The organism is Falcatimonas sp. MSJ-15 (assembly GCF_018918265.1).
Classification (GTDB): domain Bacteria; phylum Bacillota; class Clostridia; order Lachnospirales; family Lachnospiraceae; genus Falcatimonas.
Map to the genome: position 1 here is coordinate 16,213 of NZ_JAHLQC010000021.1, position 24,982 is coordinate 41,194.

Consider the following 24,982-nt stretch of genomic DNA (forward strand, 5'->3'; position numbering starts at 1 on the left):
AATATTCTTTATTATCTTTGTCTATATAATGTACTTAACCATTTATCATCTTCTTGCTTATCGTCTGTAATATACTTCTTTGCTGTGTTCTTACAAGTTGTGTATGAACTTTTGCCATCTTAATCTCCACTCTGTCACCACTCACAAGATTACAATGTAATTCTCCGTCAAATGATGCCACTCTCTCTTCTTCAACGCCTTTATTATCACACATCTCAATAACAATCTTATCATTAGCACCAAGAATAATACTGCTCTTATTAAGTGAATGTGGACATACAGGTGTAATTACAATAAGCTTCGCTCCCGGTTCTACTATCGGACCTCCTGCTGACAGATTATATGCTGTAGAGCCTGTAGGTGTTGATATTATAACACCATCTGCTGTATATGAGTTAAAAAATTCTTCATTAACATATATCTTAAAATCAATTACTCTTAATGCACCATTTCTATTAATAACAATATCATTAAGTGCAACATTAGAATATATATGTTCTTCAGCTATATTATAGGCATTGCCTTCTAACATCATTCGCTCATCAATAAAATATCTGTTTTCAAACAAAGCATCAATAGCTTTAAAAGTATCTTCTTTCTCAATATCAGTAAGAAAACCCAAAGTTCCAATATTAATTCCAAGCAATGGAATATTCATATCATGTAAATCTCTTGCTGCCTGGATAAGTGTTCCATCTCCACCTAATACAATAGCACATTCAGTATCAGAAGGGATAAGTTCTGCATTTGTATATTGATACTTTGTATTCTTCAAAGATACATCTGGTGACTGCATTGCGCATTTACCACCCTTTTTCTCAATATAATTCATTACTTCGTATGTAAATTCAAATTTTTCATCCTTAACTTTGTTTGTAATTATAAAAAACTTATCCATTAGTCTGCCCTCATTACCTTTCAAAAATAAGCTGTAATTGTATATTTATACTACAACATTTCGTGTGCTTTTTCAACCACTGACTTAATATCTACTGTTTTATTCTCATATATTCTGCCATCTGTATGTTTATTAATATATAATAAATATTCAATATTGCCTTCAGGACCTTTTATAGGTGAATAATCAAGATTAAGTACTTCAAAGCCAATACTTATTGCATAATTAATCACCATATCTATTACTTCCATATGAACTGCTTTATCTCTGACAACACCCTTTTTACCTACTTTTTCTCTTCCGGCTTCAAACTGTGGTTTTATAAGACATACGATCTGACCATCATCAGTAAGAAGTTCTTTGACTGGTCCAAGTACTTTAGTTAAAGATATAAATGATACATCGATACTTGCAAAATCAATAACATCATCAATATCTGCCGGTGTCACATATCTTATATTGGTCTTCTCCATTACTACTACTCGTGAATCCTGTCTTAGCTTCCAGTCAAGCTGTCCATGTCCTACATCTACAGAGTATACTTTTTCTGCACCATTTTGAAGCATGCAGTCAGTGAATCCTCCTGTTGATGAACCAACATCCATACATATCTTATCGGATAATTTTACTCCGAATACATCCATAGCTTTTTCAAGTTTTAATCCGCCTCGGCTGACATATTTTAATGTACTTCCTTTAATCTCTATATTAACTGTATCTGCAAATGTTGAGCCGGCTTTATCTTCTCTTGCTCCATCTACAAATACATTACCTGACATAATAATTGCTTTTGCTTTTTCTCTTGATGGAGCCAGATTACGGTTCACAAGCAAAACATCAAGTCTCTCTTTTGCCATTCTAATCCTCCTTAGCTGTATCACAGTATTCCATAATTCTCTCACTTATAGATTCACTGTCTATTTTTAATGCTTTTTTTAAGATATCAACATTACCATGCTCGACATAATCATCAGGCAATGCAATATTGATAAGATCCATATCTATCTTCTCTACTTTCATAAACCTTGCTATAGCCATACCCATTCCACCGGATATAACATTTTCTTCCATTGTCACAAGTAGTCTATGCTCTTTATTAAGATATCTAATCATATCTTCATCAAATGGTTTTACAAATCTTGCATTAACAAGTGTTACATTATATCCAGCCATTTTTAGTCTATCTCTTACTTCCACAGCTGTCTTTACCATATTACCTGCTGCAAATAATGCTATATCTGATTCTTCATATATCATCTCGCTCTTACCATATTCGATAGGTGCATAGAATTCTCTAAGCCCTTTGTATGCTTCACCTCGTGGATATCTCACTGCTATCGGTGCTTCATAAGTCATTGCATAACGCATAAAATCTTTAAGTTCATACTTGTTCTTAGGTGCAAATACTGTCATATTAGGTATCTGCGATAAAAATGATAAATCAAATATTCCCTGATGTGTCTCACCATCATTACCAACAATTCCGGCTCTGTCAATTGCAAATATTACCGGAAGATTCTGTATACATACATCATGCAGAATCTGATCATATGCTCTTTGTAAAAATGACGAATATATCGCAACAACCGGTCTCATTCCACCTGCTGCAAGGCCTGCTGCAAAAGTAACTGCATGTTCCTCTGCTATTCCGACATCAAAAAATCTGTCCGGATATTCAGCCTGAAATCTCTTAAGCCCTGTTCCGTCTGGCATCGCTGCAGATATAGCGACAAGATTGTTATATTTTTCACCAAGTTCCATCATCATTTTTGAAAAAACATCTGTATAATTGGCATTAACTTTTTTTACTTTTGGCAATCCTGTTTCTTTTACAAATGGTCCTACTCCATGGAAATGTGAAGGTCGCTTTTCAGCCGGTGCATATCCTTTTCCTTTTTTTGTAACAACATGTACCAAAACAGCATTATTTATCTTTTTTGCCACTTTAAATGCTTTGGTAAGCTGTTCTATATTATGTCCGTCAAATGGTCCAAGATAAGTTATTCCCATATCTTCAAACATCATACCTGGAACAACAAGCTGTTTAATGCCACTCTTAGTCGTTCGTATTGTCTCAACAAGTCTATCACCATATACTGGTATCTTAGATATATTCTTAGCAACATTATTCTTAAGCCCATTATATGCCGATGCTCCTCGAATCTTGCCAAGTACAACTGACAAAGCTCCTACATTCTCTGATATTGACATATTGTTATCATTAAGAACCATTATGTAGTTCTTCTTGATATTGGCTGCATTATTAATAGCTTCTATCGCCATTCCTCCGGTAAGTGCACCATCTCCTATTACAGAGACAACATAATTATCTTCTCCTTTAAGATCTCTTGCATAAGCATAGCCAAGACCTGCTGAAAGTGATGTTGAGCTATGTCCTGTATTGAATGGATCACACTTGCTTTCTTTTCTCTTTGGAAATCCACTCATTCCTCCATAGCTTCTAAGTTCATCAAAGCCTGCTCTTCGTCCTGTGAGTATCTTATGCGTATATGCCTGATGACCTACATCCCATATTATCTTATCTTTTGGCAAATCAAAAGATAAATGAAGAGCCATTGTTAGTTCAACAACACCAAGATTTGATGCAAGATGTCCACCTGTCTGACTTATCTTATCAATCAGAAACTCTCTTATCTCTGCTGCTAACTCATTATATTTCTCTGGTGGCACATTCTTTATATCATTTTCCCTATTAATATTTTCAAGTATCATTATTTCCTCCTAACGAAGCATTAACTTCTCCTATTAACAAGAGACATTACAAGTTCTACAAGGAAATCTCTCTCTGATGTGTTATCACATTCAAGTTCCCTGATAATCTGAACTGCTTCGTTTGACATTCTATTAACTGTCTTTTTAGATATATCAAGACCTTTTAAGCTTACAAATGTAGTCTTTTTATTCTTCTCATCACTTAATATAGGCTTTCCAATCTCTTCAAAACTTCCTGTTACATCAAGTACATCATCTTGTATCTGAAATGCAAGTCCAATAAGTCTTGCTGCTTTTTCTATATTCAGTATATTCTCTTTGCCTGCATCTGCCATAACTGCTCCAACCATCATAGAAGCTTCTATAAGTGCAGAAGTCTTAAGCCTGAATATAAAATCAAGCTGTTCTTCAGACAGATTCATTCCATTAGACACAACATCAAGTGTCTGTCCACCTATCATTCCATATATTCCGGCTTTTCCAAAAAGTACCTTTAGTGCTGTTATAACATCTGTCTTTGAAACATCTGGCACATCAAAAGCTTTTAGAGCTGTCTCAAAAGCATAGTTAAGAAGTCCATCACCTGCAAGTACGCCCAATGCCTCGCCATACTTGGCATGTGTTGTAAGCTTACCTCTTCTATACTTATCATCATCCATAGCAGGAAGATCGTCATGAACCAGCGAATATGTGTGTACCATCTCAATTGCAGCAATGAATGGTCTTATCTTTTCATCACTATCTTTGTCATTACTAAACATATTGAATACTGTTTTCATAATTAATGGACGAAGTCTCTTTCCTCCAGCTAATATGCTATAATTCATAGCTTCAATAACCGGTGCCTGATGACCTTCTTCCTTAGGTAGGTAATCATTAATCACTTCATCAATATATTTAACTCTTTCTTTTATCTCGTTATTAATGTTCATCTGCATCCTCTTCTTCCAATATTATAATCTTCTTCTCTACTTTATCCAGTTGGTCATTACATATCTTTACAAGTTTTAATCCTTCATTGTATAACCTAAATGATTCATCAAGTGATATATCATTCTTAGCCAGTTCAACTGTAAGTTCATCAAGTCGCTTAAGTGCTTCTTCTATACTAATTGTCTTTGCCATGGCGGTTACTCCTTTTTATATTATGTTTATCATCAACAGTTGCTTCAATCATACCATCTGCCATGTGAATATTAAGTCTGTCACCTTTTGTGATATTGTTAACTGAAGATATAGTATTCCCATTCTTATCTTCTACAACAGCATAGCCTTCACTAAGTTTTCTAAGTGGTGACAGACCATTAAGTCTCTCTGACAATAATACAAGCTCCTGTCTCTTAGAATCAAGCCTGTTCTTCATAAGTACATCAAGTCTGTCTGACAGACTCTGTACATACATTCTTCTCTCATTAAGCATATTAGACGGCGAAAGATGCGATAACTTAAGTTGTTTATGTTCAAGTTCGTTTCTAAGTCTGTATATCTTATCTGACATAATATCTGCATATTGCTTTTTATATCCATCTATACAGCTCTCTAATATGCTTACATCCATAACTGCAAGTTCTGCCGCAGCCGAAGGCGTAGGTGCTCTCATATCTGCGACAAAGTCAGCTATTGTAAAGTCGGTTTCATGTCCAACTGCTGATATAACAGGTGTATTACAGTTAAATATAGCTCTTGCGACAACTTCTTCGTTAAATGCAAACAGATCCTCTAATGATCCGCCTCCACGACCAACAATTATAACATCAAGATTCATTGAATCAAGTTTCTTAATTCCTCTCTCTATGCTATGTGCTGCATATCTACCCTGAACAATTGCCGGATATAGATATAGCTGCACATAAGGGTTACGCCTTGTAGATATGTTAATTATATCTTGTATGGCTGCTCCTGTCTTTGCTGTAACTATTCCAATTCTCTGATTAATCTTTTTAACAGGCTTTTTATATTCTGTAGCAAACATTCCCATCTCTTCGAGTTCTTTTTTTAGTCTCTCAAATCTAAGATATAGTTCGCCATCACCAGACTTTTCTATCTTCTTAGCATATATCTGATATTTACCATCCCGTTCATATACGCTTATAGTTCCGGTAACAATAACTTTATTACCATTCTCCATCTTAAAATCAAGTCCTGTATGTCTGTTCGAAGCAAACATAACTGCCGCCATCGTGCTGTCGCTATCTTTTAGTGTAAAATAAATATGACCCGATGTATGATACTTAAGGTTGCTAATCTCACCACTTATGCTTACTTTATTAAGTACAAAATCCTGCATAAACATATTCTTAATGTATCCATTTATCTGTCCGACAGTATATACGCTTCCCATATTATCTCCTTCTTATTAATCAGTCCTCTTATATCAGTCCTTTGTGAACTACCCATCACCTAAAGGTAGTGGGGTTTACGCTCTAGTTTATAAAATTCTTAAGAACACCATTAACGAATGCTGGTGCATTGTCACCACTGAATTTCTTGGCAAGTTCAATTGCTTCATTAACTGATACTTTTGCAGGAATCTTATTATCAAATTCAATCTCATATATTGCAAGTCTTATAATTGAAAGTTCAACTTTACCAAATCTGTCTGTCTTCCAACCTTGTGTCTTCTCATTAATCTTACTATCAATATATGGGATTTTATCAATTATATTGCTTACTCTCTCTCTTATCTCATCTTTTTCTCTGTCTGTAAGCTCTTCACTATCTTCTAAATAGAGCACATCCTGTTCATCTAACTCTTCTGGATCATGAAATTCTACACGAAACAGCATCTTAAAAACATGTTCTCTATATTCTCTTCTTGTCATATAAACCTCCTGCGGCACATGCCATATTACTAAAACTATCTTAATATAATTCATTGCATAATAGCATCTAATCTGCATTACAATGATTGTCATACTAAAAGGGCGTCTTATACACAGACACCCTTATTATACATTAACACGTACAATATAAAAAGTAAATTTTGTATTAATTACTTTTCTCCATGCTTACACTTGCAATTCTGATATTAACTTCAGAAACATTAAGTCCTGTCATTGTCTCAATAGCTGACTTAACTTTATCCTGAACTTTAGCAGAAACTACTGGTATACTATAACCGAATTCAAGATTAAGTGCAAGATCTACTGTTACTGAACCTGGTGCTACCGCAACCTTAACACCTTTTGATAAATTCTTCATTCCAAGTTTGCTTACAAGTTCGTTAGTAATATTACCTGCCATTGATGCAACACCTTCAACTTCAGTTGCTGCAAGACCTGCAATAATCGCAACTACTTCATCAGCTATCTGTACTTCGCCAATCTGACCATTCTCGTGTATTTTATAAGTATTTCTATTATTACTCTCTTTAGACATCTTGTAATACCTCCTGTTTTTTAATTATTCATAAGTCACATATATGTACATTATAACAAAATATATTTATTTTGCAAATCAAAAAATTATTCTGTCGTATTTTCACCTTTAGTAACTTCTTCACCCATTGGTACTATTGTTATTTTATCAGCTGTAACGCCTGTTTTTCTCTTAATAATGTCTTCTATCTGAACAATATTATCATCATTAACATAAGCCATATCAATCACTATGTCAGCCTTATCGTCACTTATAGAGACTATTGAATCATAAAACCCCTGACTTTTTAGCATTGTCTCTGCTGCATTTTCCCTCTCCATTATGTCAGTAATTGCTAACATCTGGTCAATCGCTGCTGTTTTTTGCTGTTCCATTATATCCGGATTATTAATTATAGATAAGAGAGTTTCCTTATTCTTTGCTCTTGTCTGTTCTCTCTCAAGCTTTATACTGCTTACAATGCCTGTTGCACTAGTACTTGTAAGAACTGCACTTCCCGGATCTACTAGACTTATACTGTCAGGATCCGGATCAACATCGTTTACAGCTACTTCTTTTTTATCACTAAGAGTACTTTGTACACTGCTATCATATGTAGTATTAGCTGATAACTCATCTGTTGCATCATATTCTATCTCTTCCATAACATTATGATATTCTTCATCCTTTGATGGAAGAGCACTACTGCATCTTATATATCCTGCTACTGCTATTAATACTGCAAGTGCAGATATTATAACCTGATTTTTCTTTATTCCTTTCTTCACTATGATTACCCCCTGGACTATTTATATTTCATTACTTTGATCTTATTACTCTCAATGCCAAAAAGAGCTTTTGCTGCATCATTTATCTCTTTTTCAATAACCGGATTATCACCACCTTCACTAATAATAAGAACCCCACATACTTCTGGCATATCTTCTTTTATAAGATATGGTACTTCTCCTTCATATATTGCATTCTTCTTCTCACTATTTTGCATAATCTGCCTTGTTCCTCCATTTGAATCAGTCTCTTTCGTAATGCTCTCACTTACTTCGACATCACTATATATGTATTTTTCTCCATTATTTTTAAGTGTAATCATAACTTCAACTTTGCCTGCACCATTTACTTTAAGCAGACATTCCTCTAATCTGTTCTCAAGATATGTTATATATTCTGTTGTAGTATATGCTTTATTGCTATCTTTATATGATACATTTTCACTCTGCCACGCAACATCTTCATTATCACCACTATTATCATCTCCACTAATATCATTAAGACTCTCAAGTGGTGTTGCAAGAATTATTATCGCAATTCCTGCCATAATGCACATAAGTATCTTATTAAATGTAATCTTCTTAAGAATGCTATCTTTAATTCCTGATATCTGGTTACTTTTTAAAAGATCTTTATTAATATTCATATGCCACCTGCTTAATTCTATGCTAAGATTTTATTATTTTTCAAATTGTATATTCACCTGACTCTCATCTATGCCAAAATAAGTATATATCTTGTTAATGACTTCTATCTGTTTTGGAGTATATTCTACTTTTTTATATTCACAAGCAACATCTTCTACATCAATACCACTATTGTTCTTATATGCGTATACCGACAATACTATGTCTATTCTATTATCATCTGTATATTCAAACTTCTTTACATAATAATCATAATCTGCTATTAATTCATTAATTTTCTCTTTGAATGCCATTGTATATATACTATTTTCATTTTTATCATAATCATTCCATACTTCCTCTACATATTCATCACTCATATATGTCTTCATAATATTATTTGGTAAATCTTTTTCTTCACTTACATATTCATCAATCTTTTTATGCAAATTATATTCAAATATTCCTTCGCTATGTATAAGCACCATAACCGGTCTTATGACAACCAGTATCATAATAATTCCAATCGTCATATCTGCATATTTTGAATATTTATCATTAGGAATTATTTTCTTAAAAAAAGATACAAATAAAGATACACATGCTATCTGCTTAACATAATCTGTTATCCATTCCATCTTACTCCGCCTCTATCTAGTAGCAACATAGTTATAATTATTATCATTCATAATTCAATTAATAATACAATTAATTATCCACTAAACGATACACATACAAGACCTATTGTAATCATAAAAATTGCAAGTACTGTAAATATGCATTTTAAAATAAGCATTGCACTGCATGATGTGTCTGATATAATATTCACAATTTTTTTATCAGCTACGGGTTCTATTATTGCACTTATAAGCATGTACATTAATATATATATTCCAATCTTAATAACCGGTAAGGCAATTATCACTGCCATAACAAGAAGTCCGGCAAAGCCCGCTCCATTGCGAACCATTACAGCTGCTCCATTAATACTGTCAGCAAGTCCACCTGCTATATTACCGGCTCCGGGAATCAGTTTTATGACATTAATAATCATATTTTTTTTAGCTGTAACTATAGGCTGTGACATCTGCTTTACAACATTCATTCCAATTACTCCGGTTATTATAATCCGTAACGAATATTCTGTACATTTCTTAACCAGTTCTGCCATCTTGCCAAACATTGTACCTGTTATCTCATTAATATATGTTATTAGCATATAAAGACATGGCATCTTTAACAACACTCCTGATATAATCACGTTAACAAGCCATATTATAAGCAGTGCTATCTCATAATATACGGGCATCATCTGCGTTCTATCCACTAATGTAACTGATAAAAAATATGCCGGTAAAAGCACTTTCATAAATTCTGTCATCTTTGCACATATCTCTACTGCTTCTTTATATATTGTTATAAAACCTGTACTAATTACACCAGCAAGCATAAGAATGATTATATAAAAAGATGCATCTGTTACTTTTGCTTTTACAAATACATTTTGAACATTCGCAATAAATGCTGATATTACAGCTATTATAATTATTGTTTTTATCTGACCTTTCTGGTTTACAAACTGTTGTCTAATTGATTCTGTGAATTCTGATAAGCATACTTTAAGATAATTTTTATCACCACCTTTTACTATTTTATATACAATTTCGCTAAATACTATTCCTTCTTCTCTTGACACTTTATCCACATTACTAAAATTGAGTAAATCTATTAATTCTTCTATATATGTATCTTCTTCATATATCTCTTCTTCATATATCTCTTCATCTTTTATCTCTTTAACTTTTATTTCTTCATTTTTCATCTCTTTATTATCTGCATCATTTATATAATCTTCTTGTTTAATATCTTCATTATTAATATCTACCTTATCTATTATACAAGTTTCCTGTTCTCTTTTTAATATATTGTTCTTTTGTGAATTTTTTTCTATTGTATTAATTGTAGAATACTTATGTATATCACTTATCAGACATCTGCTGCTTGCCATTACATAACACATATTTGCTTTAGCAGATATTAGAATTATCATTAGAATTATATTGATTTTTATTATTTTTTTTAATATATTCACTATTCACATTCCTGTAATTGTCTCAAATAATGCTAATAATACCGGTATGCTTATTGTAAGTATTGACATTCTTCCAATCATCTCAATCTGACTTGCAATAGTTCGAAATCCTGCATCTTCACACATTGTTGATGTGATATCAGATATATAGGATATTCCTGCAATTTTTATCATTATTACAATATAATCCGGATTAATATCAATGTATTGTTGTAATTCTTCTAAACTGTTTTTTATTATCATAAATCTTGATATTACCATAAATATAAGTATTATTCCTGCTGCAAAACTTATATATACAGCATATTCACTTTTACTATTCTTAAATTGCATTGCAAATAATATTGCTACTATTCCTGTAATTGCTGCCTTTAACATATCTCACCCTTTTAATTGTCTATATCTTTATTATCATTACAATACAAACAGTTCTTTAATTGTCTCGAATAACTCATATATATATGGGACAAGCCAAAACAGGACTATAACAAGTCCTGCCAGGCTTGCTAAAAATGCATGTTCTTCTCTTCCACTATGTTTTAAAACCTGACTTATAACTGATACAAGGATTCCTACTGCTGCTATCTTAAATATTATGCCAATCTCCATTATCTCCTCCAGGTACTATACTATAAGCAGTACTATAAATATTCCGGTTAATATACCACATACATTATAGATCTTACATTTTTCATCTGTTTTTGATGTGAGTGATTTTATATCTTCGTCAAGACTTTCCAGATATAGATCTATATTACTAATCTGACTTTCAACATCAAGAAAACCAATATTCTCTCCAAAATCTAAAAGTCGATTCAGTTCTTCTCTTGACAAATCTGAATTATTCTTAAGTTCAATAATTCCATCTCTCCATATCTCTTTAAATTCTCTCTTGTCATTCTCTTTAATTCCTTTAAGTACTGTATTAAGCATTATATCTATCTTATCGCCACTTCGCCCAAGTATATTCTTAAGTGCTTCATCTATTGGTGTCTTGTGATATCTTATCTCTCCTCTTAACAGAATAAGGAATTGTTTTACCATCTTTAATTGAGCTATTCTCTCTTTGTAGTTATTACCAAGTTTGAACCCGGCAACTGTAGAAAATGCAATTACAAGTACTGAACCAATAATCTTCATATACATAATTGTATGCCCCCTTCTATTATTATGTTTTTCAAATATAAAGTACTGTAAATATCTATTAGTGTAAAATATTACTATATCTACAGTTCTTATATTTATCTAACCTGTTTAGTCCAATATATGTACAACCTGATTAGTTTATAACCTGCATTTTTATTATTTATACAAAGAGTTTCGAGATTAAAAATAAAAAAGATAACATATAATCCAAAAGATTATTATATGTTATCTTTTTTTTATTCTTTATTTATCCTTAATTAACATAATTATTGTTAATTAAGGATATGTGTGACTTATGCCAAATCACATAGATATATATATATGAGTTATATTACTATATATATTCGTATGTGATATGCGTGCGTATTCTTATAGTCTATCTGTCTTCCATTGGGACAAATTCTCTTCGTTCTGAGACACTCATATATGCCGGTCTTATTATCTTGCCACAGTTAATAAGTTCTTCAATACGATGTGCACTCCATCCTGATATTCTTGCTATTGCAAATATAGGTGTATATAATTCCATTGGCAATCCAAGCATTGAATATACAAATCCACTATAAAAGTCTACATTGGCACTTACGCCTTTATATATCTTTCTATTTTTAGCAATTAATTCTGATGAAAGTTTTTCAACTCTGTCATATAGCAAGAATTCTTCATGCTTTCCTTTTTCTTCAGAAAGCATCTCAACAAATTTTTTAAACACTCTTGCTCTTGGATCTGATATTGAATATACTGCATGTCCCATACCATATATAAGACCTGATTTGTCAAAAGCTTCTTTATTCAGTATCTTTGCCAGATACTGTTCTACTTCTTCTTCATCATTCCAATCTTTTAGATGTTCTTTGATATCTGCAAACATCTCCATTACTTTGATATTAGCACCACCATGCTTAGGTCCTTTTAATGAACCTAATGATGATACGACTGTTGAATATGTGTCTGTTCCTGATGATGATACGACATGTGTAGTAAATGTTGAGTTATTACCACCTCCATGTTCTGCATGAAGAATCAAAGCAATATCTAATATCTTAGCTTCAAGTTCTGTATATGAACTGTCTGGTCGTAAAAGGTGAAGAATATTCTCTGCTGTTGATTTCTCCGGATCAGGTGTATGAATAATAAGACTTCCACCTTTATGATAGTGTTCATACGCCTGATAACTGTATACTGCAAGCAGTGGGAACTGTGATATAAGTGCAAGTGACTGTCTTAGTACATTAGGTATTGATATATCTTCAGCTTTTTCATCATACGAATATAATGTAAGAACACTTCTTGCCATTGCATTCATAATATTCTGACTTGGTGCTTTCATAATTATATCTCTTACAAAACTTGGTGGTATTGAACGGTAAGCTCCCATTATTGACTTAAATTCTTCGAATTCTTCTGCATTTGGAAGTTCCCCGAAAAGTAAAAGATATGTTATCTCTTCAAAACCATAAGGTGAGATTCCATTAAGTCCACCAATGATATCTTCTACATTATATCCTCTGTAAAAAAGCATACCATCGTCAGGAACTGCTTCACCATTAACTATTTTTTTTGAATATATCTCTGAAATCTCTGTAAGACCGGTAAGAACACCTTTACCATTAAGATCTCTAAGGCCTCTTTTTACATCATATTTTTCATACAGACTATTGTCTATATTACTATTGTTCATACACTTTTTAGATAATAGTTCTATCTCTGGTGTAATCTCTGAAAATGAATTAAACTCCATTTACATCCTCCTATCTGTTTTAACACTTATAGCTTTTCAAATCTGTTATTTGCTGACATATTCTTATTATAACAGACTTCCAAACGTCTTAGCTTTAGAACTTTACAAGAGTATAACACAAAACAGCATAGTTTTTCAACCTACATTTTTATTTATTTGCATAATTTTACCATTTTTATTAACATATATGTTCTTTTTATAGTCATTTCCAATCGTAATTATACGTTCAAATGTTGAATCTTTGATAAGTTCTCCAAGATATGGTTTGTTAATGACCTCTGAAAGTGTCCTTCCGTGAACTGTTGCTATTATTCTGCAACCTGAATTAATTACATATCTTATCGCTTCTATATCTCTTATACCACCTATCTCATCCACAGCTATTACTTTTGGTGACATACTTCTGATTAACATTAACATTCCGATTTCTTTTGGGCAGCAATCTAATATATCTGTTCTGCTTCCTACATCATTATATGCTGTGCCAAGATGCGAAGCTGCTATCTCTGAACGTTCATCAACTACACCTACATCGATTCCGGCAAGGAATCTGCTTCCATCTGATAACTGTCTTATTATATCACGAAGAAGAGTTGTCTTACCACAACATGGCGGTGATATTATGAGTGTATGACATACATTATCTCCATCTATAATTGCAGGCAATACATAATCTGCTATCCCTTTATGTTCCATCGCTACTCGTATATTAATTGATGATATATAATTAATATTTTTTATGGATAGTGTAGAAGTATCCATTACGATCTTACCGCATATTCCTATTCTATGCCCACCTTCAATTGTTATATATCCCTGCTTTAATTCATCTTCGTATGCATATATTGAGTATCTGCTTACATATTCAAGTATCTTTCTAATATCTGACATTGTAATTGTTAATGGCAGTTTTATCTCTCTTTGTGATTCTTTTATTATTAATTTCCGGTTATTACGCAGCCTTATCTCCTGAATTGAGTCTACATCTCTTATCTCTGTTTCTATCGCTGTCTGTATCTCTTCAGGAAATATTCTTAATATTTCCATAATTTTTATATCTCCTTCTTGAAACCATCACTGATTAATGCTATTCTATTACAAGTTGGTTGTTATACCAGCTAATCACTTTATAATATATTACAGAAGGGACTTTATTATGCGATTTATTATTGATTTTATCAAAGGTATATTCGTTGGTGTTGCCAATATTATACCTGGTGTAAGCGGTGGAACTATGGCTGTTTCTATGGGCATATATGATAAGATGCTCTATGCCATTAACAACCTGTTCAAAGAATTTAAGAAATGTATTGTTTTAATTTTTCCAATCTTACTTGGAATGATTGTTGGTATTGGCGGTTTTACTTTCATTATCCCGGTACTGTTAAGTGAATATCCTCTTCCAACATGTCTTTGCTTCATTGGTCTTATTCTTGGTGGTGTTCCAATGATTATTGAAAGTGTCAAAAAAGGACTTGAAAAAGAGTCTAAGACTAAGATTGGTGCAAGTCACATAATTGCTTTTATAATCCTATTTGCAGTTGCAATTCTTCTTGCAATGGGCAATAGTTCTGAATCAACTAATACTTATATTGATGCTAATATTATTAATATAATTATTCTGTTTGTTGTAGGTGTTGTTGCTTCTGCTACTATGATTATTCCTGGTGTAAGTGGTTCAATGGTTCTTATGATTCTTGGATATTATGCTGGAATTACTGGTACACTTAAGGACTTTATTACTGCTCTTACAACTTTTAATACAGAAGTATTGATTCATGGTTTTGCAATATTATTTCCTTTTGGAATTGGAGTACTTCTTGGCATATTCCTTATTGCCAAATTAATAGAATTCTTATTTAACAAATATTGTTCTATTACTTATTGTGCTATCCTTGGTCTTATTGCATCATCACCTGTTGCTATCTTAATTAAGATGGGACATAAGAATATTAACGTATTCACAATTGTTCTTGCAATCGTTCTTCTTATTGTCGGTACATGGTTTACTTATTGGATGGGAAGTAAGGAAGAATAATTAATTGTTTATTCGACCTTGATTTATTCGAAAATATTAATTTTATACAATATATAAAAAATACCAGCCTTAACTTTTTCTAAGTTATAGCTGGTATTTTTTCTGAAATTACTTTTTTACTATCATCTTACACATTGTCTAATCCATATCAATTAAATATGTAATTATCTGTGTATTTCTAATCGCATCATGTTCTATTGATATTCTGCATCCTGTCTCGTTAGTATAATATACTTTCGTAACTGCTGCATTAATATCTGACATACTAATTCCTGCATCTTCTGAATATAATATTTGGAATTCAAATACTCCATCTTTTTCATACTGTGCTATTATGTCTTCAATGCCATCACTTGTGTCTACAAAAGTATAATTCTCACATAATATTCTATCTAGTGCATATTTTATATATGTATCATCTGTACACATATATTTATCATCTTCGATTGTATGCGAATATTCTATCACATTGTCTGATACGAGAAAATAATCATATCGTATATTCATGCCATCATAATTATCATGACTTTTAATCGTAGGATCATCTGCAGCAAGATCTATATTATACCATTTGCCATCAAGTTTTATTCTATTCCATACAAATTCTTCACCATCATAATTGCCTCTTGCTACCGAACAGTCCATACCTACATCTTTCATAATGTCCATAAATACTTTAGCATATCCGTCGCTTAATGATTTTTTTAATACAAGTGCACCATAAGCCTCATAATAATATTTTGGTACTATCTCATTATATTTTTTATCTTCACGTGTAATGTATTTTATCAGGTAATCATGTAGTGTTTTTATTTTTTCAAAGTCTGTTAAAGTGTTAAGTTGCAATTCATCTATTATACTCTGTTCTATCTCCCCTACAGTTTTATCTTTTTCTTCATCATATATATCTTCATTATTAATATACTCTGTTGAAGTATCAGTTGTATTATAATTAGCTGACATCTGTGTTGTACCTTCATATTTTTTTCATTTGCTTTACATGAAGGTATACCAAGTATTAATCCTGCAAATATTACCATATAACATATTTTTTTCCCCATAATACACTCCTTAATGCAAAAATCAGTACACTAATTCTTTTACTGTACTGATTTTGCGACATTATATCATTGTATTTATCGTCTTTCTTTTTATGTTAATTAATATTATCTGCATATAGTAAGTAATCGCCTATTCTCTGATTACCTGATTAATTCTTCCGGTACGATATGCTTTTAACAATTCTTCAAGATATGTTATATTCTCTTTAAGTTCTGCTCCAATATCTGTATCTCCAACATTTTTTCTTGTCTTAAATACTTCTACAATACAGCTATCTGATACTATATCTGTCTCTTCTGTAATTGCTTTCTCTGTTGTATCAAACTTTTCATGTGATACAAGTCTCATACCTCTTGAGTTAGATACAAGTGTATATCCTGCAATTCCTGTTTTTTGATGATATGCTTTTGAAAAACCCCCATCAATTACAAGTACTTTGCCATTACATTTTATCGGTGATTCACCTTTTTTCAACTCAACCGGTACATGACCATTGATTATGTGTGATTCATCATGCGAAAGTCCAAATTCATCAAATATCTTACATACTGTCGCTTCATCATCTATCAATGAATAATATGTATCTTTTTCTTCTATATATGTTGACTTGTCAGATATGAATATTCGCTCAAAGGTTGACATCTTATTTCTTCCAAATGCCGGTGACTTTGGTCCATTCCATAAATACCACAGTATATCTCCACCTTTTCGCCTATCTGCAGTCCCTTCTTTTGCAAAATATCCTTTTCTTGCATACGTCTCAAGTACTTCATACAGTTTTATCCCTGAATAGTATTTACCAAATATATTTACTTTTGAGAACTCTCCGTCTTCATCAAGTGGTATACATCCATGGAAAAGTAAGTTTGAATTATATTTCTTATATAATCCGCCTTTTGAATATAAAAACTTTGTATGCTTTTGTAGTTTTTCGCTATTCATAAATGCATGTCCTAATCTTTCAAGCACCATCTTTTCATCTTTTGTAAGTTCATATGGATTCTCAGGATTGATTGTTGGAAGGTCTATATCATTAATTTGATATTCTTTTTCATCTATTACAACTGTTCCTTTTTTATAATCAATTTTGTCAAGTAAAAGTCTGTCATCCATACCAAATTCAGGGTTTCTCTTAATTATCTGTCCTTCAACTTTAAATTGAATTATCGCAATCGCTTTATGCATAAGTGTCTCAATATGATTCTCAACTCCGGTATCATACTTATCATTGGATTTTACTTTAAAGCACTCGCAATCTGAGTTTCCATATTCTTTTATCGCAAATGACGCAAGTGGCATAAGATTAATTCCATATCCTTCTTCAAGGACATCAAGATTGCCATATTTGGCTGATAATCTTATTACATTAGCAAGACAACCATAATGTCCTGCTGCTGCTCCCATCCATACAAGGTCATGATTGCCCCATTGTATATCAACTGAATGATAATCGCACAATGTATCCATAATTATATGTGGACCAGGCCCTCTGTCATATATATCTCCTACAATATGTAAATGATCTATTACAAGACGCTGTATAAGATTGCATAATGTAATTATTACTGCATCAGCTTCACCTATTCTTATTATTGTCTGAATTATCTCATTATAATAAGCTTCTTTATCATATACTTCTGCTTTCTCTGTTATAAGTTCTTCTACAACATATACAAAATCTTTAGGTATTGCTTTTCGGACTTTTGAACGTGTATATTTGGAAGATACACTTTTTATTATAAGTACAAGGTGATGAAGAATGAACATATACCAGTCATTCATATCGCTTTCTTCTTTTTTTACTATCTCGAGCTTCTCTTTGGGATAGTATATAAGAGCGGCAAGTCTTCTCTTAAAGCTGTTACTCACTGCATTGCCTTCTACTTCTTCTATCTTACGTCTTACTGCACCTGAACCATTCTTTAATACATGATTAAACTGTTCATATTCACCATGAATATCTGTTAAAAAATGTTCTGTTCCTTTTGGCAGACATAATATTGCCTGAAGATTGATTATCTCGGTTGCTGCATCAAGTTCTGTTGGATATTGTTTTGCTAAAACTTTTAAATATCTGTCAGTATCTTTTTTCAAAAGAAATACCTCCTATTCTAAATATGTTGTCATAATTGTCTTTAGTTCTCTAAACTGCTCTTTAGTCTTAGAATTATCTGTATCGAATCCAAGCAATTTATCAAGGTATCCCTGCTTTCTGACTATCTCTTTGCTAACCGGATAATATAATCCAAACACTAGTGCTATATGTCCACATATATGATCTACTGGTGTCTTTCTTAGAGATTTAAGAATTGTATTATGGCTTCTGAATTGTTCCATAACTTCCGGTGTAATCTGTGCATTCTTAAGTTCCTCTGTTGTAACATTATAGATCTGTTCTGTCGGTGTATCTATATTGACTTTGAGAATGTCTATCTTGTCTGCATCACGAAGTATATTACTAAATATCTGCTCTCTCTTTGTAAGATCCTTTGGAAGTTCAAAACTGCTATGATATTTAATCGCTTTATATACTTCATTATCATATATATCTTCACTTACATAATCTCTTATATGACCTTCATCAAATAGAATTCTGATTCCTAATTCTGCATGATCTACAGATTTTTGGTCATCAAAAGTTCCAAATCTTCTTATCTGCTCAAATCTTCCAATGTCATGTAACATTCCTGTAAGCCATGCTATATCAACATCTTCTTCATTAAGTGAATTGCTTATCGCAATTTGCTCACATAACTCACTTACACGATATGTATGATCAATCTTTAATTTTATTTTTTCATCTTTTGAATTATAGTTTTCAACATATTCGCTAAAAACCTGTTTAACTACTTGCCTGTTTATCATCTTCAATACCTACCATTCTGTTTTTGTTTTCCCTATTTATATCCCTTAAATTATAACACAGGATTTATTATATATACCTTAACTATATATCAAGTTTCATATCTCCATCTTTTATTATGCCTTTTTTTCTCATATATTCTGATATTGCAAGTGTAATGACTGCAGGAAGAATAAAATGCATTAAAAGTATCTTAAGCATAACTGTTGTTCCACTTTCTGTCGCTATCATCGTCTGATATGTCATTATCTGACCTACAAAACCGGCTGAACCCATACCTGATCCTGTAGCATTATCTGTCATATTAAATATAAGAGTTCCAACCGGTCCAAGTATTGCACTTGATATTATTACCGGAAGCCATATAACTGGTTTTTTTACAATATTAGGAACTTGCAGCATAGATGTACCTATTCCTTGTGCTATAAGTCCACCTGTTTTGTTCTCTCTATAGCTTGCTACTGCGAATCCTACCATATTGCAACAACATCCGATTGTTGCTGCACCGGCTGCTATTCCACTGAGATTAAGAATTATTCCAAGTGCCGCTGACGATATTGGAAGTGTAAGAATCATTCCCATAAGTACTGATACTATTATTCCCATAAGAAGTGGCTGTTGTGCAGTTCCCCAATTAATCAGTTCTCCTAGTTTTATCATAAATTCTGAGATAGGTGGACCTACTATTATTCCAACTATCGAACCTGTTAATATTGTTGTTACAGGTGTTATGAGAATATCAATCTTAGTCTTTCCAGAGACTATATGTCCACATGTAACTGCAACAAATGCCGCAATAAATGCTCCTAGTGGTTCGCCCGGACCTGCAAGTGTAATTACTCCATCTGCAAGTACTGTTCCTGCTATTATCTTAGATGCAAATGCTCCAACAAGTCCTGCTACAGCAGCTGATATTGTAACAAGTGGACTTTCCTTATATTTGTAAGCTACTCCAACTCCAATACCAGCTCCCGTAAGTGCCTGTGCAAGCTTGCCAAATATAACAAGATAATGTCCTGCAATTCCTCCGATAAGGCTTCCTGCCTGTGTTATAATTGTTCCAACAATAAGTGTTGCAAACAATCCTAATGCCATTCCACTTAATCCATCAATAAATATATGGTTAAGAATCTCTTTCACTTTTTTCATACAGCATACTCCTCTCATACTTATTATGATAAAACACTTTCCTATTATGTTTCTGTATAGTCAACTGTCTTGTCAGTTTTTGTTAGATTACCATAAGTCATAAGAAAAAGCAATAAGTTTGTTAAATTAATAACGAACTTATTGCTTTCTCATTTTAATTATCTTTATTCTCTTGATTAATCTTCATACATTCAATACATGCTTTAACAACATCTTCCTGTGTATCTGCTGCAATTAAGAATCCACTATTATGACAGAATCTAAGTGTCGCAATACCTGATATATCAGGTAGTAATGAAGAATCTACTCCTCGCCATTCTTTTGGAAATGGACATAAGAGTTCTCTTGTCTCGTCATCTTCAACACACTGTGCTGAATAACCACCTCTTTGTGATGAATATACTACAAACATATAGGAACTGCCTTTTACATATTTTTTCCATGGTGCATGCTTTGGTAATATAAGTATTGTTCCATCTGACTGTTTCATCGCTTCTGTTACCATATCTTTGGCACGAATCATTCCAAATACACTTTTAAAATGATTGTCAAGTATTATATATGCGACATTAACAGCTTTTTCAAATAGTTCGTCCTGACTCTCGTCACTATCCCAGGAAGGATTGAATTCTGATATCATATAGCATATAGCATTATCACTTCCTGTATTATCACTAAGATCCATATCTTCTATGAATTTGCGATCATATTCTGCTGCTTCTTCTTCTCCAAGAATCATACTGCCATATCTACGCCATAACAGTCCAAATGCTGCATAAGGAACGCCATCTTCTCTTACTGCTCTATCACTCTGGTGATGATCAAATTCTCCAAGCCCTATATCATATACTATCCCATCATAATTCTCTGGTACACTAAACCCTCTTGTTATCTTAATATCAGGGTTCATATATCTTAATAATGCTGTTGCAAATACATCATCTGAATGAAATTTGCCACCATGTGTAAAACCATAATCTGGTATATTATATATATTTTTCATGTTATTTACTTCATCCTATCTATTATTTTCAGCAATCTGTGTATACATCTCTGGTCTTCTATCACGATACAATCCCCATGAGAATCTCATCTCTCTTATAGCATCTAAGTCAAATTCATGAATAATTACAGTTTCCTCACATCTGTCAGCACTTTCAACAACTTCTCCTGTCTCGTCAGTTATGAATGATGAACCATAAAAAGTAAGTGATGATGATTGGTTATTATTATCTTCTGACGGTATAACTGTCTCTGTTCCAACTCTATTAGCCGCTATTACCGGAACTATATTAGATGCTGCATGTCCTTTCATGCAATTTCTCCAATGTGGCATTGAATCACATTCTAGTACAGGTTCTGAACCTATCGCTGTAGGATATAGTATGACTTCTGCTCCCATAAGTGCCATGCATCTTGCAGCTTCAGGAAACCACTGATCCCAGCATATTCCTACACCGACTTTTCCTTTTTTAGTATCAAATACTTTAAATCCTGTATTACCAGGTGTAAAATAGAATTTTTCCTGATAGAAATGATCATCTGGAATATGTGTCTTTCTATATATTCCAAGTATGCTTCCATCTGCATCTACCATTACAACTGTATTATATGTTACATATCCATCAAGTTCATATATGCTTACTGGAATAACTATATTATATTCCTTTGCAACTTCCATCATAATCTTTACTGCCGGATTATCTTCTACTGTTGTTGCAAGGTTATAATAATCATAATTTTTTTCCTGACAAAAATATGGTGTTTCAAACAGTTCTGGTAACAATACAATATCTGCTCCGTTTTTTGCCGCTTTAATAACCATATCTTTTGCTTTTTGTAATGTCTTTTTTCTATCAGATGACATACTCATCTGTATTGCTGCTACTTTTATTTTTCTCATATTCTCACCTCTTTATTCCTTTTGGAAGCTGCTGTGTTATGCAATGAATATTTCCACCGCCAATAAGAATATCTCTTGAATATATTTGTATTACTTCTCTGTCTTTAAATATATCTTGTATTATATTCTTTGCAACTTCATCATTATCATCACCAAATCCCGGCATTATAATATTTTTGTTGGAAATATAGAAATTAACATATGATGCTGCAAGTCGCTCATGTTCTTCTCTTATTCCAAATCCGTTAATGCTAGAAAGTCCTGCCCTCTCATAGTCTGTAAGGTATACCGGCTTTGGAAGTGGTATTTTATGAACTTTTATCTTTCTTCCTCTTGCATCTGTTTCATTAATAAGTGTATTATATGCATCCTGTGACATTGAATATTGCGGATCATTAATATCATCTGTTACAGCAAGAAGTATCTCACCTGGTCTTGCGAATGCACATATATTATCTATATGCTCATTAGTCTCATCATTATAGATTCCGTTGTTAATCCATATAACTTTACTTACATTAAGATAATCTTTTAACTTATTCTCTATCTGCTCCATACTCATATCAGGATTACGGCCTTTGCTTAACAGACATGCTTTTGTAACAAGTGCTGTTCCTTCACCATCTACATGTATTGCTCCGCCTTCAAGTACAAAATCACTTGCGTCATATACATCTTTTTCAAGTATATCACACATCTTTCTTGCTACTTTATTATCATTAGACCAGTCATCATATAATCCGTCATATTCGCCACCCCAAGCATTAAACTGCCAATCTATTCCTCTTACACTGCCTTCTTCATTAATTACAAAAGTTGGTGCAAAATCTCTTGCCCATGCATCATCAGTTGTCATCTCGATTACCTGTATCTTATCACTTAACATAGCTCTCGCATTATCATACTGTGCATTGCTTGTAAGCATAATTACTTTTTCAGATAATGCAATAGCTTCTGCTACCTGCACAAATGCTTTTCTTGCTGCAACAGCACCATACTGCCATGAATCTGCTCTCTCAGGCCATACCATAATACAGCCTGTATGTTCTTCATATTCAGCAGGCATACGATAACCATCCATAACTGGTGTAGTATGTAATATTCTCATATTCTCTGCTACTAATGCCATATACCAATATGTATATGTTAGATGATTAAATTACCGATTAATCTCGGTTCATTCATATAAATCCACTCTGTCTAATTAGATATAATATATAATCAGATAAAGTTTTTCATCTAATTAGTTTTTCCTTTCCTATAGTTAGTTGTATGAGTAGTTGTAAAATTATAAATTTGCTTAATAATATCTACAATTCATTATACAATTACATCTGCTTAATATTATCTGCAATTCATTATACAATTACATCTGCTTAATATTATTTGCAATTCATTATACAATCAGACATCTGCTTAATACTATCTGCAATTCACTATGATAATCTCATCTTAAAATCTTCATATCCAAATCGCTTAATAAGTCTAAGCCCTTTTTCTTCACTAAAAAGATATATTGATGGCAAATTAATTCCATTAAATGTATTATTCTTAACCATTGAATATATTGACATATCTTCAAATATTACTCTGTCGCCTGCTTTTAACTGTTTATCTGTTGAATAGTCTCCGATTATATCACCACTTAGACATGTATTACCACCAAATCTGTATGTATATTTTTTCACATCTGCCATATCCATGTCTATTGCATTAGGTCTGTATGGCATCTCAAGTACATCTGGCATATGGCATGCTGCTGATGCATCAAGTATTGCTATATCAATATGGTTATGAACAATATCCATAACTTCTGTTACCATATATCCTGTATCTACTGCAATTGCTTCTCCCGGTTCAAGATATACTATAAGGTTATATTTTTCTCTTATATATTTTATCGCATCAATTAGTGCTTTTCTGTCATAATCCGGCTTGGTTATATGATGTCCACCGCCAAAATTTATCCATTTAAGTTGTGAAAAATATTGTCCAAATTGTTCTTCTACAACTTTAAGTGTTGCAACAAGTGCGTCTGAATTCTGCTCACAAAGTGTATGAAAATGTATTCCTTCAATTCCTGTAAAATCATGTTTTTCAAATTCAGAAAGTGTAATTCCCATTCTAGAACCAGGCTGACATGGATCATATATCTCATGACCTTCCTGTGTACTAAATTGCGGATTAACTCTTATTCCACAGGATATACCTGCTTTTTTTACGCTGTCTTTATATTTAGCAAACTGATTATATGAGTTAAATATAATATGATCACATATCTTTACAATCTCATCAAACTCATTTTCTTTATATGCAGGTGCAAATATGTGATTTTCTTTGCCCATATATTCATAACCAAGTCTTGCTTCATTAATTCCACTTGCCGTTGCTCCTGATATATATTCACCGATAAGCGGATATAAGCTATACATGGAAAAAGCTTTTTGGGCAAGTAAAATATGTGCACCTGATTGTTCCTCAACATCATGAAGTATCTGAAGATTTTTTCTTATCAAATCTTCAGATACTACATATGCAGGAGTCTCAACTTTAGCAAATGCTTCTTCTATTCTCATCTGTTATCT

Annotated in this window: 26 protein-coding genes; 1 reads left to right on the top strand and 25 read right to left on the bottom strand. The window is 32.6% G+C overall.

Annotated elements, in window-relative coordinates; genetic code table 11:
- Nucleotides 1-34: 34 nt before the first annotated feature.
- The 17 genes from KQI85_RS14105 to spoIIIAA all read right to left on the bottom strand — a co-directional run bounded on the left by KQI85_RS14105 (nt 35) and on the right by spoIIIAA (nt 14,429).
- On the bottom strand, nt 35-898 hold the full coding sequence (locus KQI85_RS14105) for an NAD(+)/NADH kinase (protein WP_216576708.1): 864 nt from the start codon (nt 896-898) through the stop codon (nt 35-37).
- A gap of 50 nt (nt 899-948) precedes the next feature.
- Nucleotides 949-1,755, bottom strand: coding sequence for a TlyA family RNA methyltransferase (locus KQI85_RS14110; protein WP_216576709.1), 807 nt, complete (start codon nt 1,753-1,755; stop codon nt 949-951).
- Nucleotide 1,756: 1 nt separating this feature from the next.
- A complete protein-coding gene (gene dxs, locus KQI85_RS14115) occupies nt 1,757-3,631 on the bottom strand; it encodes a 1-deoxy-D-xylulose-5-phosphate synthase (protein ID WP_216576710.1) in 1,875 nt (624 codons plus the stop codon).
- A gap of 20 nt (nt 3,632-3,651) precedes the next feature.
- On the bottom strand, nt 3,652-4,563 hold the full coding sequence (locus KQI85_RS14120) for a polyprenyl synthetase family protein (RefSeq protein ID WP_216576711.1): 912 nt from the start codon (nt 4,561-4,563) through the stop codon (nt 3,652-3,654).
- Nucleotides 4,553-4,756, bottom strand: a complete 204-nt coding sequence (gene xseB / locus KQI85_RS14125; protein ID WP_216576712.1) for an exodeoxyribonuclease VII small subunit — start codon at nt 4,754-4,756, stop codon at nt 4,553-4,555. The genes KQI85_RS14120 and xseB overlap by 11 nt, the downstream gene beginning before the upstream one ends.
- Nucleotides 4,740-5,972 (bottom strand): exodeoxyribonuclease VII large subunit, encoded by a 1,233-nt coding sequence (gene xseA, locus KQI85_RS14130; protein WP_216576713.1) that lies wholly within the window; start codon nt 5,970-5,972, stop codon nt 4,740-4,742. The genes xseB and xseA overlap by 17 nt, the downstream gene beginning before the upstream one ends.
- A gap of 82 nt (nt 5,973-6,054) precedes the next feature.
- Entirely contained in the window at nt 6,055-6,453 is a 399-nt protein-coding gene (nusB, locus tag KQI85_RS14135; protein WP_216576714.1) for a transcription antitermination factor NusB, read from the bottom strand.
- A gap of 166 nt (nt 6,454-6,619) precedes the next feature.
- A complete protein-coding gene (locus tag KQI85_RS14140) occupies nt 6,620-7,009 on the bottom strand; it encodes an Asp23/Gls24 family envelope stress response protein (RefSeq protein WP_216576715.1) in 390 nt (129 codons plus the stop codon).
- An 86-nt stretch (nt 7,010-7,095) separates the two neighbouring features.
- Nucleotides 7,096-7,776, bottom strand: a complete 681-nt coding sequence (locus KQI85_RS14145) for a SpoIIIAH-like family protein (protein ID WP_216576716.1) — start codon at nt 7,774-7,776, stop codon at nt 7,096-7,098.
- 17 nt (nt 7,777-7,793) lie between these two features.
- Nucleotides 7,794-8,423 carry a hypothetical protein gene (locus KQI85_RS14150; RefSeq protein WP_216576717.1) on the bottom strand — a complete coding sequence of 210 codons (630 nt, stop codon included), beginning with the start codon at nt 8,421-8,423 and terminating at the stop codon, nt 7,794-7,796.
- A 33-nt stretch (nt 8,424-8,456) separates the two neighbouring features.
- The gene (locus KQI85_RS14155) at nt 8,457-9,041 is read right to left on the bottom strand and encodes a stage III sporulation protein AF (RefSeq protein ID WP_216576718.1); all 585 of its coding nucleotides are present in this window, start codon (nt 9,039-9,041) and stop codon (nt 8,457-8,459) included.
- Between the two features lie 74 nt (nt 9,042-9,115).
- Nucleotides 9,116-10,495: a stage III sporulation protein AE gene (locus KQI85_RS14160; protein WP_216576719.1), complete on the bottom strand. Its 1,380-nt coding sequence runs from the start codon at nt 10,493-10,495 to the stop codon at nt 9,116-9,118.
- A gap of 3 nt (nt 10,496-10,498) precedes the next feature.
- Nucleotides 10,499-10,873 (bottom strand): SpoIIIAC/SpoIIIAD family protein, encoded by a 375-nt coding sequence (locus tag KQI85_RS14165; protein WP_216576720.1) that lies wholly within the window; start codon nt 10,871-10,873, stop codon nt 10,499-10,501.
- Between the two features lie 36 nt (nt 10,874-10,909).
- Nucleotides 10,910-11,104: a stage III sporulation protein AC gene (spoIIIAC, locus tag KQI85_RS14170; RefSeq protein WP_216576721.1), complete on the bottom strand. Its 195-nt coding sequence runs from the start codon at nt 11,102-11,104 to the stop codon at nt 10,910-10,912.
- A gap of 15 nt (nt 11,105-11,119) precedes the next feature.
- Nucleotides 11,120-11,641: a stage III sporulation protein AB gene (locus tag KQI85_RS14175; protein WP_216576722.1), complete on the bottom strand. Its 522-nt coding sequence runs from the start codon at nt 11,639-11,641 to the stop codon at nt 11,120-11,122.
- A 376-nt stretch (nt 11,642-12,017) separates the two neighbouring features.
- The gene (locus KQI85_RS14180) at nt 12,018-13,382 is read right to left on the bottom strand and encodes a citrate/2-methylcitrate synthase (protein WP_216576723.1); all 1,365 of its coding nucleotides are present in this window, start codon (nt 13,380-13,382) and stop codon (nt 12,018-12,020) included.
- Nucleotides 13,383-13,517: 135 nt separating this feature from the next.
- On the bottom strand, nt 13,518-14,429 hold the full coding sequence (gene spoIIIAA, locus KQI85_RS14185; RefSeq protein WP_216576724.1) for a stage III sporulation protein AA: 912 nt from the start codon (nt 14,427-14,429) through the stop codon (nt 13,518-13,520).
- Nucleotides 14,430-14,538: 109 nt separating this feature from the next.
- Here spoIIIAA and KQI85_RS14190 point away from each other — a divergent pair, with 109 nt between their 5' ends.
- On the top strand, nt 14,539-15,420 hold the full coding sequence (locus KQI85_RS14190; protein WP_216576725.1) for a DUF368 domain-containing protein: 882 nt from the start codon (nt 14,539-14,541) through the stop codon (nt 15,418-15,420).
- Nucleotides 15,421-15,558: 138 nt separating this feature from the next.
- On the opposite strand, the gene KQI85_RS14195 is transcribed toward KQI85_RS14190, so the two are convergent.
- The 8 genes from KQI85_RS14195 to nspC all read right to left on the bottom strand — a co-directional run bounded on the left by KQI85_RS14195 (nt 15,559) and on the right by nspC (nt 24,973).
- Nucleotides 15,559-16,383 (bottom strand): transglutaminase domain-containing protein, encoded by an 825-nt coding sequence (locus tag KQI85_RS14195; RefSeq protein ID WP_216576726.1) that lies wholly within the window; start codon nt 16,381-16,383, stop codon nt 15,559-15,561.
- Nucleotides 16,384-16,611: 228 nt separating this feature from the next.
- On the bottom strand, nt 16,612-18,576 hold the full coding sequence (locus KQI85_RS14200; RefSeq protein ID WP_216576727.1) for a fructose-1,6-bisphosphatase: 1,965 nt from the start codon (nt 18,574-18,576) through the stop codon (nt 16,612-16,614).
- Nucleotides 18,577-18,588: 12 nt separating this feature from the next.
- Nucleotides 18,589-19,347 carry an HD domain-containing protein gene (locus KQI85_RS14205; protein WP_216576728.1) on the bottom strand — a complete coding sequence of 253 codons (759 nt, stop codon included), beginning with the start codon at nt 19,345-19,347 and terminating at the stop codon, nt 18,589-18,591.
- Between the two features lie 82 nt (nt 19,348-19,429).
- Nucleotides 19,430-20,494 carry a PTS transporter subunit IIC gene (locus KQI85_RS14210; RefSeq protein ID WP_216576729.1) on the bottom strand — a complete coding sequence of 355 codons (1,065 nt, stop codon included), beginning with the start codon at nt 20,492-20,494 and terminating at the stop codon, nt 19,430-19,432.
- Between the two features lie 154 nt (nt 20,495-20,648).
- Nucleotides 20,649-21,497, bottom strand: a complete 849-nt coding sequence (locus tag KQI85_RS14215) for an MYG1 family protein (RefSeq protein ID WP_216576730.1) — start codon at nt 21,495-21,497, stop codon at nt 20,649-20,651.
- Between the two features lie 15 nt (nt 21,498-21,512).
- Nucleotides 21,513-22,397, bottom strand: a complete 885-nt coding sequence (aguB, locus tag KQI85_RS14220; protein ID WP_216576731.1) for an N-carbamoylputrescine amidase — start codon at nt 22,395-22,397, stop codon at nt 21,513-21,515.
- Between the two features lie 4 nt (nt 22,398-22,401).
- Nucleotides 22,402-23,505, bottom strand: coding sequence for an agmatine deiminase (gene aguA / locus KQI85_RS14225; protein WP_216576732.1), 1,104 nt, complete (start codon nt 23,503-23,505; stop codon nt 22,402-22,404).
- A gap of 328 nt (nt 23,506-23,833) precedes the next feature.
- A complete protein-coding gene (nspC, locus tag KQI85_RS14230) occupies nt 23,834-24,973 on the bottom strand; it encodes a carboxynorspermidine decarboxylase (protein WP_216576733.1) in 1,140 nt (379 codons plus the stop codon).
- Nucleotides 24,974-24,982 lie beyond the last annotated feature (9 nt).

Bases quoted from the DNA above. Each gene is read 5' to 3' on its own strand.
- KQI85_RS14105 (WP_216576708.1), bottom strand. From the start codon at position 898: ATGGATAAGTTTTTTATAATTACAAACAAAGTTAAGGATGAAAAATTT.
- KQI85_RS14110 (WP_216576709.1), bottom strand. From the start codon at position 1,755: ATGGCAAAAGAGAGACTTGATGTTTTGCTTGTGAACCGTAATCTGGCT.
- dxs (WP_216576710.1), bottom strand. From the start codon at position 3,631: ATGATACTTGAAAATATTAATAGGGAAAATGATATAAAGAATGTGCCA.
- KQI85_RS14120 (WP_216576711.1), bottom strand. From the start codon at position 4,563: ATGAACATTAATAACGAGATAAAAGAAAGAGTTAAATATATTGATGAA.
- xseB (WP_216576712.1), bottom strand. From the start codon at position 4,756: ATGGCAAAGACAATTAGTATAGAAGAAGCACTTAAGCGACTTGATGAA.
- xseA (WP_216576713.1), bottom strand. From the start codon at position 5,972: ATGGGAAGCGTATATACTGTCGGACAGATAAATGGATACATTAAGAAT.
- nusB (WP_216576714.1), bottom strand. From the start codon at position 6,453: ATGACAAGAAGAGAATATAGAGAACATGTTTTTAAGATGCTGTTTCGT.
- KQI85_RS14140 (WP_216576715.1), bottom strand. From the start codon at position 7,009: ATGTCTAAAGAGAGTAATAATAGAAATACTTATAAAATACACGAGAAT.
- KQI85_RS14150 (WP_216576717.1), bottom strand. From the start codon at position 8,423: ATGAATATTAATAAAGATCTTTTAAAAAGTAACCAGATATCAGGAATT.
- KQI85_RS14155 (WP_216576718.1), bottom strand. From the start codon at position 9,041: ATGGAATGGATAACAGATTATGTTAAGCAGATAGCATGTGTATCTTTA.
- KQI85_RS14165 (WP_216576720.1), bottom strand. From the start codon at position 10,873: ATGTTAAAGGCAGCAATTACAGGAATAGTAGCAATATTATTTGCAATG.
- spoIIIAC (WP_216576721.1), bottom strand. From the start codon at position 11,104: ATGGAGATTGGCATAATATTTAAGATAGCAGCAGTAGGAATCCTTGTA.
- KQI85_RS14175 (WP_216576722.1), bottom strand. From the start codon at position 11,641: ATGTATATGAAGATTATTGGTTCAGTACTTGTAATTGCATTTTCTACA.
- KQI85_RS14180 (WP_216576723.1), bottom strand. From the start codon at position 13,382: ATGGAGTTTAATTCATTTTCAGAGATTACACCAGAGATAGAACTATTA.
- spoIIIAA (WP_216576724.1), bottom strand. From the start codon at position 14,429: ATGGAAATATTAAGAATATTTCCTGAAGAGATACAGACAGCGATAGAA.
- KQI85_RS14190 (WP_216576725.1), top strand. From the start codon at position 14,539: ATGCGATTTATTATTGATTTTATCAAAGGTATATTCGTTGGTGTTGCC.
- KQI85_RS14195 (WP_216576726.1), bottom strand. From the start codon at position 16,383: ATGTCAGCTAATTATAATACAACTGATACTTCAACAGAGTATATTAAT.
- KQI85_RS14205 (WP_216576728.1), bottom strand. From the start codon at position 19,347: ATGATAAACAGGCAAGTAGTTAAACAGGTTTTTAGCGAATATGTTGAA.
- KQI85_RS14210 (WP_216576729.1), bottom strand. From the start codon at position 20,494: ATGAAAAAAGTGAAAGAGATTCTTAACCATATATTTATTGATGGATTA.
- KQI85_RS14215 (WP_216576730.1), bottom strand. From the start codon at position 21,497: ATGAAAAATATATATAATATACCAGATTATGGTTTTACACATGGTGGC.
- aguB (WP_216576731.1), bottom strand. From the start codon at position 22,397: ATGAGAAAAATAAAAGTAGCAGCAATACAGATGAGTATGTCATCTGAT.
- aguA (WP_216576732.1), bottom strand. From the start codon at position 23,505: ATGAGAATATTACATACTACACCAGTTATGGATGGTTATCGTATGCCT.
- nspC (WP_216576733.1), bottom strand. From the start codon at position 24,973: ATGAGAATAGAAGAAGCATTTGCTAAAGTTGAGACTCCTGCATATGTA.